This is a genomic window from Terrimonas alba, from assembly GCF_042434975.1.
GTDB lineage: Bacteria > Bacteroidota > Bacteroidia > Chitinophagales > Chitinophagaceae > Terrimonas_B > Terrimonas_B alba.
The window spans coordinates 1-1,022 of the sequence record NZ_JBHMQM010000047.1 but is presented as its reverse complement, the minus strand read 5'-3'; the positions used below and the strand labels follow the sequence as shown (position 1 = coordinate 1,022).

The 1,022-nt window shown below is 49.1% G+C and carries 1 protein-coding gene; it reads left to right on the top strand.

Going from position 1 to position 1,022, the window contains the following annotated elements:
- Nucleotides 1–1,022 (top strand): hypothetical protein (locus ACFEL9_RS26120; protein ID WP_385896356.1); only part of this gene is annotated, 1,022 nt, incomplete at both ends.

Below are 1,022 nucleotides of genomic sequence, written 5' to 3'. Positions count from 1 at the left end.
TTCACGGCTGCTGCCTGCTTAAGCTATACACTGCCATGGGGTGATGTGGTCACCACCAGTGATGATTATACCCATACATATACAACTGTCAATGGTTGCGATTCCGTTGTCACGGCGCATATCACTATCAATACCGCTGCTGCATCCGAGTTCACGGCTGCTGCCTGCTTAAGCTATACACTGCCATGGGGTGATGTGGTCACCACCAGTGATGATTATACCCATACTTATACCACGGTCAATGGTTGCGATTCGGTTGTTACGGCGCATATCACTATCAATACCACTGCTGCATCCGAGTTCACGGCTGCTGCCTGCTTAAGCTATACACTGCCCTGGGGTGATGTGGTAACCACCAGTGATGATTATACCCATACCTATCAAACTATTAATGGTTGCGATTCTATAGTAACAGCGCATATCACTATCAACAGTGCTGCTGCATCCGAGTTCACGGCTGCTGCCTGCTTAAGCTATACACTGCCATGGGGTGATGTAGTAAACACCAGTGATGATTATACCCATACTTATACCACGGTCAATGGTTGCGATTCCGTTGTCACGGCGCATATCACTATCAATACCGCTGCTGCATCCGAGTTCACGGCTGCTGCCTGCTTAAGCTATACACTGCCATGGGGTGATGTGGTCACCACCAGTGATGATTATACCCATACATATACCACGGTCAATGGTTGCGATTCCGTTGTCACGGCGCATATCACTATCAATACCGCTGCTGCATCCGAGTTCACGGCTGCTGCCTGCTTAAGCTATACACTGCCATGGGGTGATGTGGTCACTGCCAGTGATGATTATACCCATACTTATACCACGGTCAATGGTTGCGATTCGGTTGTTACAGCGCATATCACCATCAACAGTGCTGCTGCATCCGAGTTCACGGCTGCTGCCTGCTTAAGCTATACACTGCCATGGGGTGATGTGGTCACCACCAGTGATGATTATACCCATTCTTATACCACGGTCAATGGTTGCGATTCCGTTGTCACGGCGCATAT